Below are 15,939 nucleotides of genomic sequence, written 5' to 3'. Positions count from 1 at the left end.
TGAGGTAAACTGAGAGGTAAAGTGAAAATGTTCAAAACAATACTGTTGCTTTTCATTGGTTTTTTGCCGGCTCTATGGTCTTTGTGGGTACTTCGCAAAAACCAGCAACGGACAAGCGCACGCAGGAGACAAGTAACTCTTAACTATTCCCAGATAGAATCATATATAAGACCAGTTCAAGACGATTGTGCAGAACCCATCAACGAAGGCGATCGCTATTATTTAGAGGGTGTAGGCTATTTAATAGGTGATATTAGTTGTAAATTTAATGCTCGATCTGGTTACGTCCGTTGTGCTGTCAACCCTAGCGGTCCTTGTCAAAACTGCCGTCACTATGAACCTAGAGAGTTAACCAGTAGCAAGCAAATTTAACTATACAACCATATAATATAAAATTATTGCATTCTCAATATGAAAACAAGAATCATTTGACAGGTATAATTTCCATGACAATCTACTTTTATCATACTCTTGAACAATATGGTTGTTTTTCTAACTTTTCACCGCACGGATTTGTATTAGATGATTTATATTGGTTAACCAGTGAACATTACTTTCAAGCACAAAAGTTTATTGGTACACATCATGTAGAACAAATTAGGCTTGTTAAAACACCTAAAGAAGCTCCAAAAATGGGCAGACAAAGGACTCGTCCTCTACGTTCAGATTGGGAAGACGTAAAAGATGATATTATGCGAAAAGCGTTGTTATGTAAGTTTTCTACCCATGCAGATATTAGGGAGATTCTCCTATCTACAGGTGATGAGGAAATAGTGGAAAATTCACTGATAGATTATTATTGGGGTTGTGGATCTGATGGTAGTGGAAAAAATATGCTGGGACAAATTTTAATGGAAGTCCGGGAAATCATCCGACTTAACTAAAACTTAACTAAATACTCAGACTAGAAATATTGCTGAATTTCAATTAAAATTTTAGTAAAATCTTATTATCATCAATTTTTATCCTAGTTAATAGGTAAAATAGGTATTGTAGAGGTTTTATTTGGAAGTCATAAAAATTCAAGTAACTATCTGTAGATGAGGAGTGAAATTATCTATGGCATTCGTAAATATTATGTGAATTATGTGAGAAAATCTATTACTTGTTGTCCGTTACCTGCATCAAAAAATAACTATAGCTAGACCATGCAAAATATTACAAATGAAACACAAATGAAAGAGGATTGCGATATGACTACATTACAAAAAACAAAGAAATATTACAAATGGTCTTGGGATGTATCACTTGGGGGTGAATATGATTCTTGGGGTCGTAGCACCTACTTTATGGAACTTGATAGTGATTTATATGCACGTAGACAAATAGAAGTTTATGAAAATGGCAATGTATTATTCTATGATAAAAGCCATTCATCCGATGATTATGGAATGCTCTGCGATAAAAAATTAGATGATAAAGATATTGAGGAATTTGAAATTTCCGAGGCAGAATTTGAACAAATATGGCAAAGTAAAACCCCTATTAATAAATAGGAGTTAGGAATTAGGAGTTAGGAGTTAAGGGAATTACCTGTATTAAAAATCTCAAAAATTCATCAAAATGTAGATGATAACTGAGCTAAATTGACTGTTATCGAGGAATTAATGAAAGTCCATAGACGCAAATCAGTAAAATCGGGAATGTCCATGAATGTCCCCATATTTTGTAAGACTTGGGGATCATGGGTAGAAGCAATACCAATAGTGGGGATATTAGCAGCAACAGCAGCACGAATACCAGAAGGAGAATCTTCTAAAGCAATAGCTTGTTCTGCTGTAATTCCTAACTTATTGAGAGCAACTTTGTAGGGTTCAGGGTCGGGTTTACCTGCTAGACAATCATCTGCTAAAACAATAGTATGGAAAACGTCTTTAATTCCCAGAACTTCCAGCATAAATTCCGCATTTAACCGGGGAGCATTGGTTACTAATGCGCGTTTTATCTGATGTGTTTTGGTCCATTCTATAAGTTCAGAAAAACCAGCTAGGGGTTGCAGGTGGGAAGCACGGTGACGGAAAAGAGCTTCTTTTTCATCTGCAAATTTTTCACCTGCTGCTAATGATAAATGTGGTAAAATATCATTGACAATTTCTGGGTTGATTCGTCCACTAATGCGGGATTTGTAGAAACTTTCATCAATTTCGATGCTGTGACTTAACAGCATTTCTCTCCAAGCTTGGTAATGTATAGGATCAGTATTGACAATAGTTCCATCTAGATCAAAGAGAATTGCTGTCAGCATGATTTTTTTGCTAAAATGTAAACAACTATTAAGTTAATTTACTTAGTTTAGCGTAAATGAGTCCATAAAATCCCCACATTCTTTTTTTATCTTGTCAATAAATTATGAATACTGCTACAACATCTTTTCATGTCGAGGATCTCCTGGTGCAGATTTATAAATCGGAAACAGAAATGGCGCAGGATGTTGCTGAAATTGTACAGAAGTATCTATATAAACTGCTGCAAGAACAGGAGACAATTGCTTTATTATTAGCTACAGGAAATTCTCAACTTAAATTTTTGGATGCTTTAATTACTTTAGGTGGGATAGATTGGTCAAAGATAACTTTATTTCACCTTGATGAATATTTAGGAATTAATGCTGATCATCCTGCAAGTTTCCGGTATTATTTGCGGGAGCGTGTAGAAAAAAGGGTATTTCCAAAGCAATTTTACTATATAGAAGGAGATGCTTTAGAACCTGTTGCGGAGTGCGATCGCTATACCAAATTATTAAAAGCTCAACCCATTGATTTGTGTCTTCTTGGTGTGGGAGAAAATGGACATTTAGCTTTTAATGATCCCGCAGTTGCTAATTTTGAAGATGCTGCTAGTGTCAAATTAGTAAAACTAGATCAAGTCAACCGTCAGCAACAAGTGAAAACCGGATATTTTCCCAACTTAGAAAGCGTTCCCCAGTATGCTTTTACTGTAACTATACCTATGATTTGTGCAGCTAAAAAAATTATTTGTTTAGCACCAGCAACACGCAAAGCCAAAATAGTTAAAGAGATATTACATGAGTCAATTCACACAAATTGCCCAGCTTCAATTTTACGAACACAACCACAAGCCGTCTTATGTTTAGATGTAAATTCTGCTAGTTTACTATCTTCTTAAACTGCTGAATTTTGGCTTTTGTTGAAGATATTTTTGATGTAATTTCCAACTAGACAAGCAACTTTCTAAATATGGACAATCTTCACATTTCATTTCTTTTCCAGGGTTTTGACATCCACAGGTAAGATTGACAAAACATTGATCAAAACTTTTAGGAATCCAGGACTTTCTAAATATAAAATATAAAGTTGCTTCTTGTAAGCAAATAAGTAAATCTTGCATCATAATACAATTAATTGTGAATCTAAAATGTGAATTTTCAAATGTGAATTGACAATTTAAAAGATAAGTATGTCAGTGGATAGATCCCCGACTTCTTGGAGAATTAGGGGATCTGACCATGACATTCCTATACTTTACATAAATGTACATAAATAGGAAAATTATTACCTCATTCTCAAAGTAGATATTTTATCCACCAAAAGACATAATTCAAACTCCCAAATTTTACTAACTCTTATAGATACTGTTTACAGCGATTTTCAGGTAAATGAACCACATTTTTTAATCTCACGCAAAGACGCAAAGGCGCAAAGGAAGAAAGGAAGATAACAAGAAGGATGTGGTACAAATACATGAAAACTGCTGTAAATTCTTTACTCTTGAAAGAGTTATGAAACTTGTTTAATTAACTTACCATCTTCCATGTGAATGATTCGGTCAGCAATATCTAAAATACGGTTATCATGTGTCACCATTAAAATAGCACAATTTTGTTCCCGTGCTAATTCTTGCATCAAATTAACAACATCTCGACCTGTTTTACTATCTAAAGCTGCGGTAGGTTCATCAGCTAAGACTAATTTAGGATGACTAACTAAAGCACGAGCAATAGCAACTCTTTGTTTTTGTCCTCCAGATAGATCGGATGGATAATAATTAATGCGATCGCCTAATTTTACAGCATGAAGCATTGCTTCTGATTGTATTCTAGCTGCCGATTCAGAAATGTTTGGTTGTAATTCTAAAGACATTTGTACATTTTGTCTAGCTGTTAAAAAGTCAAGTAAATTATGAGCTTGAAAAATATAACCAATTTGACGACGGACTTGCACTAATTTATTGTTTCCTGCTCCACATAATTCTTCTCCAATAAATTTTAAACTTCCCTTTTGTACAGAACGCAAACCACCAATCAAAGTTAATAAAGTAGTCTTTCCTGAACCAGAAGGACCAGTCATAATGACAATTTCACCAGATTTAATTGATAAATTGATGTCAAATAATATCTGATTTTTTAATTTGCTTGTACCAAAGTATTGATTGAGATTACTAATTTCTAAAATTGCCTTTGATTCCATAAAATCCATAATATTATATGGGTTGATAAAAGTAACTCTTCAGAATCCAGACTAGCGAAAAAGAACATATTTTCCAGTCTAACTAGATAATTATCATAAGCTCTGAAAGCTTTCTTTCTATTCCTGGTTTCACCAGCATTCTGACTCCTGAAATATTAATTAGAAAATTTCTGCTGGATCTAATTTGCGTAATTTATTAGTAGAGAAAAATCCTGAAGTTAAACACATGACAATAGCAGAAATTAACACTATTAATGCTTTGTTCATATCCATAGTCATCGGTAACTGAGTTGCATTTTTGGCAAGATCATAAAGTCCCAAGGATATAGCAAAACCGGGAATATAACCCAAAGCTGCTAAAATTAAAGCCTGTTGAAAAACCACCCGTAAGAGATATTTATTTTTAAAACCCATTGCTTTAAGAGTAGCAAATTCAACGAAATGGGTAGATATATTACTATAAAGAATTTGATAAACAACAATTACTCCAACCACAAAACCCATGATCACCATTAAGTTAAATACAAATCCAATCGGTGTTCTTAAAGTCCAATAACTTTTTTCAAATTCAATAAATTCTTTACGAGTCATAACGATAACATCTTTGGGTAACTTAGCTGATAAATTTGTCAAAACTTTTTTGGAATCAGCACCAGGTTGGAGGTGAATTAAACCTATGTCTATGTCATCCGCATCTCGCCCAGCAAATATTCGCATAAAGGTAGAAGAACCAACAATTAAATTACCATCAACTCCAAAGGAAGGACCGAGACTAAATAAACCACTAACTTTAACTCTGTAACCTACTAAACCTGTATAACTAAATATTTCCATAGTCACAGGTTTATTTTGCTGATGATATTCAGCAATGGGTCCAAATTCTGGACGTGAAGCACGGTCAAAAAATACTTGATCAGGTATTTGCAGTGACTTAAAATCATCTTGTATTTCTGGTAATTTAAAGATTGATTTTACTGGATCAAATCCTAATACATAGATAGGATACTTACGCCCATTAATGGGATTTTTGAACTTAGCAAACTGTACATATAAAGGATCGACTGCTGACACATCTGCAAAACCTAAAGTTTGATATAAACGACTGCGGGGAAAACTTTGATTAGATGTTAAAGACCTATATTGGGCGCTAATTAAAAATAAGTCTCCTTGCAGATTTTTATGCAATTGTGTAGCACTAGCATACAAAGCGTCTTGAAAACCGATTTGCATAAACATCAAAACAGCAACAAAAGCAATTCCAGCTAAAGCTACAAAAAAGCGAACTCTTTGTTTAGCTAATTGTAGCCAAGCTAGAGGTATATTCAAAATCATATTTAAAACCTCTGAAAGTATCAATTAGAATGATTAAATGTCAGCATTCAGCAATCAGCAGTCAGCTTTTTAATTGTTAAAGATTCTGACTCCTGTACGGGCGTTCGCGAAGCGTGCTGGAAGCATCAGCATTCGGGCGAACAATTATCAATTTTTATCACAGGTTATTTTCCGAATGCTTCGCCCCTACGACTCCTGAATTATTAGCTTATATTTTGATCATTACCTCAACCTGTAAGTTAGTTAAAGCTGCAACTTTTTGGTTGTCTTTTGGGTCATTAATGCGAATTTTGACATCAACTATTTTGTTGTCGGTATCAGCACCGGGATTATTATTAAAGATATTTTGTTTACTAACTTGCAAACCAATATCTGTAACTGTGCCTTGAATTTTTCCTGTAAAAGCATCAGCAGTAATTTCTACGGACTGACCTAAACGCACTTTTTTAATATCAGTTTCGTAGACTTCTGCGACTACATACATTTGTTGAGTGTTACCTAATTCAGCAATGCCATTACTACCAATTATTTCTCCTGGCCAAGCATTAATTTTTAACACTTGTCCATCTATTGGTGAACGGATAGAACTTAAATCTAGTTCAGCTTGAGCTTGTTTCACTGATGCTTTGGCAATTTCAACATCTGCTTTCGCTGCTTGCACATCGGTAGGACGAACTTCGGCAATACTATCAAGTCTAGCTTGGGATTCATTTAACTGTTTTTGCAACGTTGCTACAGTTCGATTTAAGGCAGCTTTGGCTTCATTTAATTGTTGTTGTACAGTATCCCTGCGTAAGCGTTTAGTATCAGCATCAGAAGCAGAAATAGCACCATCTTGATATAGTTTTTGATATCTTTGATTTTCTGTTTCTGCATTATTTAATTCAGCTTCTAAACGAGCAATTGTTGCTTTTTGTGCAGAAGTTTCACCTCTTAACTCAGCTTCTAAACGAGCAATTGTTGCTTTTTGGGCATAAATATCACCTTTTTTTGCTCCAGCTTCTACTCTTTTAAGATTAGCTTCGGCAACTTGTACCTGTCGTTTAGCTTTTTCTAAAGCTGCTAGATTAGGAGCGTAACTATCAAGAATTGCTAATACTTTTCCTTCACGAACTTTATCACCTTTTTTTACCAAAAGTTTGGCTACTCTTACACCCCCCAATTGTGTACCTGGAGCAGACAAACGAATAATTTCTCCTTGAGGTTCTAAACGTCCTAAAGCAGCAACAGCAGTCACTATTGGACTAGGACTGCTGATAGGAATTGGTTCGTTTGATTTAGATTTGGAATTAAAACGTGAAAGACTGTAAAAATATACTACGCCAGTAGCTACAACTGTAGTCATTGCCAAAGTTATTGACAACCAATTTACAGGGTTTGCGAATGACTGCTTTTCTTTGTGTACCATAATTATGCCTTTAATTATGCCTTTAATTATGTGTTTCAATTGGCAATTAGCACGTTGTTTTTCCCCTCATGGGGTTAATAGAAGCTGCTATCTCGATCAATAAAATCAATCCAAGAGATAGAGCAGTACACTTGATAGCATTCCCTGATAATGTTGGTGCAACTTAACCTCAGCATTCAGATGTCAGCAGTCAGCTTTTTAACGGTTACGCTAATAATTAATTTTTGATAGTCAACCGATTGATCAAACATTATGACTCCTGACTCCTGACTCCTAAATCCTAAATTCTTATGTTTTTTGTGGTTATTAATATTTGATAAATTTGGTAAAGATAGAGCTAGGAAGATGGATATATATCCATCAATTCCTTAGCTGTATCGGCTGTGAGCAGAGCTATTTAGTATTTGCTGCACCTGCAAAGTGCATGGTTATTTGTTGAGCATCACTTCTTTTTTCTTTTTCATAATTGCCAAGTATTCACTGCGAGTTCCATCCACGCGATAATGATCACAAATTTGGCACAATTTGAGGATATCCAAGCGGCTGAATACTTTTTGATGTTCAATTCCGTTGTCATTGCGCCACCGCCAAAAAGTTGTTCTATCAATTCGGCGATCGCTCTCTGGCCATCTACGTCGTGATAGAAATTCTACCAATTCATCTTCATAAAAAGAGTAGCCTTTTGGTAATTTCAGCAGTTCTTCTCTCAACTCATTTAGCGGTATGAGTGGATCTAATTCAGATAGTCTCATGCCAGCAAGCCCTTATAGTTTCTTGTAATTACCATGTTGCAGAAATTTACACACAATCTACACACAATCTGGTTAAATTGCATGAATTTTTACTGCAATACTGGGTGGTTAAGAGTGGATAGATTGATGAATTAATAAAGTGAATTTATATATTCACTCAACCTAAATTCTGGATCTACCCACTACGTTAAACGAACAGCATGGATTTACATTTACATCATTCAATCACACACAATAAACTGATTAATGATCAATTTCAAGTCCTATGCAACAAATTTATTCAAGAAAATTTGCACGTAGCTTGACAGATTGAAAATTCATCAATATAGTTTATTTGCATTTGATACTTAAATACCTAATTTAAACGCTTTTTGATCCACAAAAATGATTATTCTCATACTTTAGATATAGTCGGTAGTTATTAAAATTACAGATATTTTTCTTTTCTTATAAGATATAGCTTCATCAATTATTAAATATGTTAGTAATTTAAATATTAGTTAAATCTTATTTAAATAAGATAAAAAATCTGCTTTGGGATAGATGCAAAATTCACAAACTTGTAAAAATACTTCCATCAGTGAATAACTAGTTGAATAAATATCCTTGTTTGTACCTGAGCTTTTTTTGTTCTTTCTATTCCCTATTCCCTACCTTCAAAGATATGCAATTTATATGCAACTTTTGTAATCAAATAAAAATCATCAGCTAAATTTGATAGTAATTGGATAAGCAAAAAGCTCACGAATTAATATATCTCAAGCTCAAGCAAACTTAGATTTCATCCAACTTGATTTAGTTGCATCTAAGTTGCATATAAGTTGTAAAAGATTTGTCACCAGTCTAATATCAAGATAAGTTAGCGGCAATTTGAAGTTACAGGGAAGAGGATTAAGTTTTTTCTATGAAACTATCCTTGCTTGAGCCGCCGATCAAAGCATTTTACCAAATTTAAATAACAACTTTCTCAAAAAAAGTCAATCGCACAATAAACAAAGATATTGTCATGGCTGCTGCCAAATTTGAAGCTGCGTTAGCACAATTGCAAGATGAAGTTAGTAATTGTGAAAAGGCTTTGCTCAAGCTTATTAAGGTGAAGAAAAATATGCGCGATCACAAAACAGAACACACCAATTTAGACAGTAAAATTAATAGCCAATTGCAACAAACTAACATAGCAATTATTGGCATGGCTTCGATATTTCCCCAATCAAAAAATTTACAGGAATATTGGGAGAAAATTATTCAAAAAGTAGATTGTATTACTGATGTTCCTCCTTCTCGGTGGAATATAGATGATTACTATGATCCTGATCCCAAAACACCGGATAAAACTTACTGTAAACGGGGTGGATTTATCCCAGATATTGATTTTAATCCGATGGAATTTGGTTTACCACCAAATATTTTAGAGGTGACAGATATTTCTCAATTATTAGGTTTGGTAGTTGCGAAAGCAGCAATGGAAGATGCTGGTTATAGTGAATCTAGAGAATTTAACCGCGAACGCACTGGGGTAATATTAGGTGTAGCAATTGGTAGACAATTAGCAGTACCTTTAGGTTCAAGATTGCAATATCCAGTGTGGGAAAAAGTTTTGAAAAACAGCGGTTTATCGGATGAAGATACCCAAAAAGTAATTGAGAAAATTAAAAGTGCTTATGTGCAATGGGAAGAAAACGCCTTCCCCGGAATGTTAGCTAATGTGATTTCTGGACGTATTGCCAACCGACTAGATTTAGGCGGTATGAATTGTGTAGTTGATGCTGCTTGCGCTAGTTCTTTAGGTGCATTAAAAATGGCAATTAGCGAATTAGTTGAAAATCGCGCCGACATGATGATAACCGGCGGAGTTGATACTGATAATTCGATTTTTGCCTATCTGTGTTTTAGTAAAACTCCTGCGGTTTCTCCGGGAGAAAAAGTTAAACCATTTGATGCAGAATCTGATGGCATGATGTTAGGTGAAGGCGTGGGAATGTTGGTACTTAAACGCCTGGATGATGCAGTGAGAGATGGCGATCGCATCTATGCAGTAATTAAAGGTATTGGCAGTTCCAGCGATGGCAAATATAAAAGCATTTACGCCCCCCATTCCCAAGGACAAGTAAAAGCCCTCCGTCGTGCTTATGAAAATGCCGGTTTTTCACCAGAAACTGTGGGTTTAATTGAAGCACATGGCACAGGAACAATGGTAGGAGATCCCACAGAATTTACATCCATAACTGAAGTTTTTAGTGACAACAATCCTAAAAAACAATATATTGCTTTGGGAACAGTTAAATCCCAAATTGGACACACCAAAGCCGCCGCTGGTGCTGCAAGTTTAATTAAAACAGCGTTAGCATTGCATCATAAAGTATTACCACCCACAATTAACGTTACTCAACCACATCCAAAACTGAATATTGAAAATTCACCATTTTATTTAAACACAGAAACTAGACCTTGGATTAGTAACCAACCCAGACGCGCCGGAGTAAGTGCATTTGGTTTTGGAGGCACAAATTATCATGTTGTTTTAGAGGAATACACCAATGAACATGATCACTCGTATCGTTTACACAATTCTGCAAAATCAATTTTATTATTTGCACCCACAACCGCAGAATTATTATCTCGCTGTGAGAATATCCAACGACAACTACAATCAGAAAATAAAGAACAACATTATCAACAACTAATTACAGAATCTGAAAAATTAGAAATTCCCATCAATTATCCCAGAGTCGGATTTGTAGCAGCATCTTTGACACAAGCAACGGAATTTTTACCAGTCATTATTGACTTACTAAAAAATAAACCGCAATCTGAATCTTGGGAACACCCAAAAGGAATTTATTACCGACAAAAAGGAATAGAAACTACAGGAAAAATAGTAGCTTTATTCTCTGGACAAGGTTCGCAATATTTGGAAATGGGACGGGAATTAGTCATTAACTTTCCTAACTTACGTCAAACCTATAATCAGATAGATAATTTGTTTTGCAAAGATGGGTTAAACTCTTTATCTGAAGTTGTATTTCCACCACCAGTTTTTGATGCAGAACATAAACAAAAGCAACTAGAAACACTGCAAAAAACCGAATATGCACAACCAGCAATTGGCGCTTTTAGTGCAGGGTTGTACAAGATATTACAACAAGCAGGTTTGAAAGCAAATTTTGTTGCCGGTCATAGTTTTGGAGAATTAACAGCTTTGTGGGCGGGGGGTGTTTTAAGTGAAGAAGATTATTTTTTCTTGGTCAAAGCTAGAGGACAAGCAATGGCCACACCCACAGAAATTGATGCCGGGGGAATGTTGGCAGTTAAAGGTAATGTCAGTCAGGTAACGGAATTAATTAAAGACTTTCCTCAAGTTGCTATTGCTAATTGTAATTCTCAAAATCAAGTAGTATTAGCTGGGAAGAAAGCAGAAATTAGCAAAGTGCAAAATGTTTTGCAAGAAAAAGGATTTTCAACATTTTTATTAGGAGTTTCCGCTGCTTTTCATACACCATTAGTAGCCCATGCCCAGAAACCTTTTGCCCAAGCAATTGAAAAGGTAACTTTTAATCAAGCGCAGATTCCAGTTTATACTAATGTCACAGGAGAATTGTACCCAAATGAACCCGCAGCAATGCAAAAAATTCTCCAACAACATTTGTTAAATCAGGTGTTATTTCAACAAGAAATTGAGAATATATATGCCGCTGGTGGTTATTGCTTTATTGAGTTTGGACCAAAAAATGTTCTCACCAACTTAGTGAAAGAAATTTTGGGAGAAAAACCCCATATAGCTGTAGCTTTAAATGGGAATTATCACAAAAATAGCGATTTGCTATTAAGAGAAGCAATAATACAGTTGCGAGTTGCTGGTGTACCTTTGCAAAATCTAGATCCCTACCAAATTGAAACTAAAATACCCGAAGTTAATAAAAAGGATCAAAAGAAAATTTTGAATGTGCGTTTGAATAGTACAAATATTACCGACAAAGCACAAAAAGCATTTGCTAAAGCCTTAGAAAATGGTCATGTTATCAAAGCGGAAACAGCAAAAGTTAATGAACATCACCCACAACCACAACCAGTTGCGGATAACAAAATTACCGTCCCTCAAAATCAGGAAGTGTTAGTAGAAAAAAGCAGTAATGCTCAGACTGTGAATAATGGTAGTAATGGCAAATTAGAAAAAGTTGAAAAAGTAGAAATTCAACTTCCTAATTACGACCGAGTTATTGACAGATTAGAACAATCATTAGCAGAATTTACTCGCCAACAAAGTGATATTACACACGCCCATGAACAATCTTTGCAAAATCAAACAGAGTACACAAAGACATTTTACGAATTAATGCAACAACAATATTCGTTGTTAGCAAATGATGAAGTAAATGAACATCAAGCGCAAACACAACAACTAGCAATTTCTAGTTGCGAACGTAGCATGATGCGGCTGCATGATCATCAAGCTGAAACTATCCGCATACATGAAAAATATTTGAACTATCAGCAAGACTACGCCAATAATTACTTTCAATTACTGCAACAACATTATGATTTTTTGCAGATTACTGATGATATAAATCAACCCCAATCTCCTTCTCAACCTCTTCCTAAACATCTCCTAAAAGCACAAGAAAACGGAAAAACCTTAATTAACGAAAATGATTTTAATATTTCTCCTCCCCTTGTAGGAGAGGGGTTAGGGGAGAGGTTTATTTCCCCTCCTCAACCAGAGAAGACGTTAGCAGAAAATTCAAATACCATCACCGTCATCTCCAAAAATTCAATTAATATTGATACCTCCAATCTTAGCCAAACTTTACTCAATATCGTCAGTGATAAAACAGGTTATCCTGTAGAAATGTTGGATTTATCAATGGATATTGAGGCAGATTTAGGAATTGATTCCATCAAAAGAGTAGAAATTTTAGGAGGACTTTTAGAACTTTATCCCGACTTACCCAAACCCAACCCAGAAGAATTAGGACAATTGCGGACACTGGGAGAAATTGCCGAGTATATAAAAACTCTAGTTCCAGAGTTGCTAAATCAAAAAATAGAACAAAAAGTAGAGAATTCAGAAACAAAAGAAACTCAAAAATTACCCGCACAAATGTTTGTAGAAGTTCCTCATAAAACTGTTGAACATGAACCACAATTTTTGGCATATTCAACCAATCTGAGTGATACACAAACTAATGCTGCAATTGTCATTTATTCCAACGAAGATGTATTAGTTAAATCTGAAAATCAACAAATAAAAATCCCCACAGATTTGAGTAAGATTCTGCTCAACATTGTTAGTGATAAAACAGGTTATCCTGTAGAAATGTTAGAACTCTCAATGGATATTGAAGCAGATTTAGGAATTGATTCCATCAAAAGAGTAGAAATTTTAGGAGGACTGCTAGAACTTTATCCCGACTTACCCAAACCGAATCCAGAAGAATTAGGACAACTGCGGACACTGGGAGAAATTGCCGAGTATATGCAACATCAAGCTGAGGGTTTAACCCAGTTGTTGACGCAAGAAAAACAGGATGTCAAAGAACGGGAATTTCATCACAAAATTCTTCGCAGTCCAGCAAAATTAAAACCACTACCCCAACCTGATAGTTTAGATTTCACCATTCCTGAAAATCACATTGTTTTAATCACTGATGATGGTTCACCAACGACCGAAAAATTAGCTAGGATTTTAACAGGTAGAGGTTGTAAAATTGTAGTTTTAAGCTTTCCCTCTACGCAATCAGATTTACCTGTAGGAATTAATCAGATAAAATTAAATGATTGGCAAGAAGAAAGTTTAGAGCAACAGTTAACCGATATTTCTAATAAGTTTGGTCTTGTAGGTTCTTTCATTCATCTACACTCTGTATTCAGTGATAGTTCGGAAACAGAAAAAACCATTCTCCGTCATGTCTTTTTAATCGCCAAATATCTCAAAGAATCACTCAATCAAGCAGCAACAAAAGGACGTAGTTGTTTTTTAAGCATTGCGCGGTTAGATGGGGAATTTGGATTAGGAAAAACCAATAATTTTAGTCCTATTAGTGCGGGACTATTTGGACTGACTAAAAGTTTAAATCAAGAATGGGAAACAGTATTTTGTCGTTCCCTGGATTTAAGTCCTGATTTAAATGCAGAAACATCGGTAAAATACATCCTTGCAGAATTGCAAGATCCAAATTTATTAGTTACAGAAGTAGGATATAACAACAAAGGTAGATTTACTTTAGTTGCAGAACCTACCCCATTAACCATTACTAATCATCAATTACCCATTACCAAAGATCAAGTATTTTTAGTTAGTGGTGGCGCAAAAGGAATCACTGCCCAATGTGTGATTAAATTAGCCCAAGAATCTCAATGTAAATTCATTCTTTTAGGTCGTTCCAGTACAGAACCAGAACCAGTTTGGGCAGAGGGTTATGAAAATGAAGCGGAATTAAAACAGCAAATTATGGAGGATTTTCTCGCCAAAGGAGAAAAACCAACCCCCATCATGGTGCAAAGAAAATATCAATTGATTTCCTCTCAAAGAAAAATTCAAAATACATTAAAAGCCATTGAAAAAGCAGGAGGAAAAGCTGAATATTTGAGTGTAGATATCACTGATAGAAATTTATTAACAGAAAAACTTGCACCTGTAATTGAAAGGTTAGGGGCGATAACTGGAATTATTCACGGTGCTGGTAACTTAGCTGATAAACGAATTGAGAAAAAAACAATTCAAGACTTTGAAACAGTTTACACTGCCAAAGTTCAAGGTTTAGAAAACCTGCTGCATTGTGTACCACCAAGCCAACTGCAATATTTAATCTTATTTTCTTCAGTAGTTGGTTTTTATGGAAATGTGGGACAATCAGATTATGCACTTGCTAACGAAATCCTCAACAAATCAGCCCATATTATCAAACAGAATTACCCTCATTGTCATGTAGTTGCTATTAACTGGGGTCCCTGGGAGAGTGGCATGGTATCACCAGAATTAAAGACAGCATTTGCAGAAAGAGGAATTGAAACTATACCCCTAGAAATCGGCACACAAATGTTAGTTAATGAACTGAGAAATACCAATTCAAATACAACACAAGTAGTAATTGGTAGTCCCTTAGTTTATATTCCTCCCACCTTACCCAGTGACTTAAAAACCTATCACATCAAACGTCAATTAACATTAGCATCCAATCCATTTTTACACGATCATGTTATAGCAGGTCGTCCCGTGCTTCCCGCAACTTGTGGACTATTATGGATGGCTAACACTTGTGAACAACTATATCCCGGTTTTAAAGCCTTTAGTTGTCCTAACTTCAAAGTTTTAAAAGGAATTGTCTTTGATGAAAATTCAGCAAATGAATACACACTAGAAATTCAAGAAATTGCTAAAATTGAAAACAAAGAAATACAAATAGCTGCTAAAATTAGCAGTATCACCCCCGAAGGAAAAATCAGATATCATTTCAGTACGAATCTGATTTTAAAACGGGAAATTCCCACACCTCCTAACTATGAATTGTTGAACTTAAACCAAGATGAACAATTTCTATCTACCAATCCATTACTATATCAAAATGGGGGAAGTAGCCTATTTCACGGAACTATCTTTCAAGGCGTAAAATCAGTATTAAATGCTAGTCCTGGTAAACTCACCATTGAATGTAAATTACCAGAACCAACAGCACAGCAACAGGGACAATTTCCAGTGCAGACATTCAACCCCTATATAGCAGATGTGCAGATTCATTCTCTCTGGATTTGGACACAACACTTTCATCAAATAGGTTGTTTACCCTCAGAAATTCTCAACTTTGAACAATTTGCACCCGTTCCCTTTGGGGAAACATTTTATGTAACTTGTGAAGTCAAATCCAAAACAGAATCAAACGTAGTTGCTGATGTTATTACCCACAATCAACAAGGACAAATTTATAATCGCATGATTGGCGCTAAAGGAACACTTTTGACCAAACAAATAGGTTAGATACCTCAGGCAAAAACGCAGAGACACAGAGCAAAAATGTAGATTTTA

10 protein-coding genes are annotated in these 15,939 nt (G+C 35.2%); 5 read left to right on the top strand and 5 right to left on the bottom strand.

Annotated elements, in window-relative coordinates; translation table 11 throughout:
* The first annotated feature begins 27 nt into the window (after positions 1-27).
* The 3 genes from K2F26_RS01365 to K2F26_RS01355 all read left to right on the top strand — a co-directional run bounded on the left by K2F26_RS01365 (position 28) and on the right by K2F26_RS01355 (position 1,496).
* A complete protein-coding gene (locus K2F26_RS01365) occupies positions 28-372 on the top strand; it encodes a DUF6464 family protein (protein ID WP_220610065.1) in 345 nt (114 codons plus the stop codon).
* A gap of 74 nt (positions 373-446) precedes the next feature.
* Positions 447-884, top strand: a complete 438-nt coding sequence (gene ybiA, locus K2F26_RS01360; RefSeq protein WP_220610064.1) for a riboflavin biosynthesis intermediates N-glycosidase — start codon at positions 447-449, stop codon at positions 882-884.
* A 309-nt stretch (positions 885-1,193) separates the two neighbouring features.
* A complete protein-coding gene (locus K2F26_RS01355) occupies positions 1,194-1,496 on the top strand; it encodes a DUF6881 domain-containing protein (RefSeq protein WP_220611737.1) in 303 nt (100 codons plus the stop codon).
* A gap of 62 nt (positions 1,497-1,558) precedes the next feature.
* On the opposite strand, the gene K2F26_RS01350 is transcribed toward K2F26_RS01355, so the two are convergent.
* Positions 1,559-2,245, bottom strand: coding sequence for an HAD family hydrolase (locus tag K2F26_RS01350; RefSeq protein ID WP_220610063.1), 687 nt, complete (start codon positions 2,243-2,245; stop codon positions 1,559-1,561).
* A 104-nt stretch (positions 2,246-2,349) separates the two neighbouring features.
* Between K2F26_RS01350 and K2F26_RS01345 the strand changes: the two genes are divergently transcribed.
* Positions 2,350-3,126, top strand: a complete 777-nt coding sequence (locus tag K2F26_RS01345; protein ID WP_220610062.1) for a glucosamine-6-phosphate deaminase — start codon at positions 2,350-2,352, stop codon at positions 3,124-3,126.
* A 611-nt stretch (positions 3,127-3,737) separates the two neighbouring features.
* Here K2F26_RS01345 and K2F26_RS01340 read toward each other — a convergent pair.
* The 4 genes from K2F26_RS01340 to K2F26_RS01325 form a co-directional block, all read right to left on the bottom strand.
* Positions 3,738-4,427, bottom strand: coding sequence for a DevA family ABC transporter ATP-binding protein (locus K2F26_RS01340; RefSeq protein ID WP_220610061.1), 690 nt, complete (start codon positions 4,425-4,427; stop codon positions 3,738-3,740).
* Positions 4,428-4,586: 159 nt separating this feature from the next.
* Positions 4,587-5,759, bottom strand: a complete 1,173-nt coding sequence (gene devC, locus K2F26_RS01335; protein ID WP_194052689.1) for an ABC transporter permease DevC — start codon at positions 5,757-5,759, stop codon at positions 4,587-4,589.
* 208 nt (positions 5,760-5,967) lie between these two features.
* On the bottom strand, positions 5,968-7,167 hold the full coding sequence (locus K2F26_RS01330) for an ABC exporter membrane fusion protein (protein ID WP_220610060.1): 1,200 nt from the start codon (positions 7,165-7,167) through the stop codon (positions 5,968-5,970).
* Between the two features lie 428 nt (positions 7,168-7,595).
* Complete coding sequence (locus K2F26_RS01325) at positions 7,596-7,919, bottom strand: hypothetical protein (RefSeq protein WP_096565517.1); 324 nt, start codon at positions 7,917-7,919, stop codon at positions 7,596-7,598.
* Between the two features lie 1,006 nt (positions 7,920-8,925).
* Here K2F26_RS01325 and K2F26_RS01320 point away from each other — a divergent pair.
* Positions 8,926-15,891, top strand: coding sequence for a type I polyketide synthase (locus K2F26_RS01320; RefSeq protein WP_220610059.1), 6,966 nt, complete (start codon positions 8,926-8,928; stop codon positions 15,889-15,891).
* Positions 15,892-15,939: the final 48 nt, after the last annotated feature.

The organism is Sphaerospermopsis torques-reginae ITEP-024 (genome assembly GCF_019598945.1).
Classification (GTDB): Bacteria; Cyanobacteriota; Cyanobacteriia; order Cyanobacteriales; family Nostocaceae; genus Sphaerospermopsis.
The sequence above is the reverse complement of the archived record's forward strand: the minus strand, read 5'-3'. Positions and strand labels throughout refer to the sequence as shown.

Excerpts from the sequence above, each read along its gene's own strand:
- K2F26_RS01365 (WP_220610065.1), top strand. The coding sequence starts at position 28 with ATGTTCAAAACAATACTGTTGCTTTTCATTGGTTTTTTGCCGGCTCTA.
- ybiA (WP_220610064.1), top strand. The coding sequence starts at position 447 with ATGACAATCTACTTTTATCATACTCTTGAACAATATGGTTGTTTTTCT.
- K2F26_RS01355 (WP_220611737.1), top strand. The coding sequence starts at position 1,194 with ATGACTACATTACAAAAAACAAAGAAATATTACAAATGGTCTTGGGAT.
- K2F26_RS01350 (WP_220610063.1), bottom strand. The coding sequence starts at position 2,245 with ATGCTGACAGCAATTCTCTTTGATCTAGATGGAACTATTGTCAATACT.
- K2F26_RS01345 (WP_220610062.1), top strand. The coding sequence starts at position 2,350 with ATGAATACTGCTACAACATCTTTTCATGTCGAGGATCTCCTGGTGCAG.
- K2F26_RS01340 (WP_220610061.1), bottom strand. The coding sequence starts at position 4,427 with ATGGAATCAAAGGCAATTTTAGAAATTAGTAATCTCAATCAATACTTT.
- devC (WP_194052689.1), bottom strand. The coding sequence starts at position 5,759 with ATGATTTTGAATATACCTCTAGCTTGGCTACAATTAGCTAAACAAAGA.
- K2F26_RS01330 (WP_220610060.1), bottom strand. The coding sequence starts at position 7,167 with ATGGTACACAAAGAAAAGCAGTCATTCGCAAACCCTGTAAATTGGTTG.
- K2F26_RS01325 (WP_096565517.1), bottom strand. The coding sequence starts at position 7,919 with ATGAGACTATCTGAATTAGATCCACTCATACCGCTAAATGAGTTGAGA.
- K2F26_RS01320 (WP_220610059.1), top strand. The coding sequence starts at position 8,926 with ATGGCTGCTGCCAAATTTGAAGCTGCGTTAGCACAATTGCAAGATGAA.